This is a genomic window from Cellulomonas jepli (assembly GCF_047229345.1).
Lineage (GTDB): Bacteria > Actinomycetota > Actinomycetes > Actinomycetales > Cellulomonadaceae > Cellulomonas_A.
Window position 1 is genome coordinate 48,392 of sequence record NZ_JBFTER010000028.1, and the last position, 324, is coordinate 48,715.

General features: G+C 65.1%; 1 protein-coding gene. It reads left to right on the forward strand.

What is annotated here, in order from left to right:
• Positions 1-280 (forward strand): hypothetical protein (locus tag AB6N24_RS09035; protein WP_412869067.1); only part of this gene is annotated, 280 nt, incomplete at its 5' end.
• Positions 281-324 lie beyond the last annotated feature (44 nt).

Sequence of the window (324 nt, forward strand, 5' to 3'; positions counted from 1 at the left end):
GGGCATCCTCGCGAACCAGGTCGCCGCTACGTCAGTCGGCGCGGACAAGTTCGTGTACTCGATCAACAACGGAGCGGTCTACGAGGCCGCGAGCAACCGCGGCTGGGCCAACCTCTCCACCGGCATCTACGCCAGCCAGCTCGCAGCCACATCCACGAGCTCCGACAAGTACGTGTACACCGTCAACAACGGCGTCGTGTACGAGGCCGCAAGCAGCCGGAACTGGGCAAGCCTGTCCACCGGCATCGGGACTGCTGCAGGGTCGGTTGACACCGGGTGAGTGGTGATCATGCCGCAAGGGCGGCGTTCTGGGTGGTGAAGGCG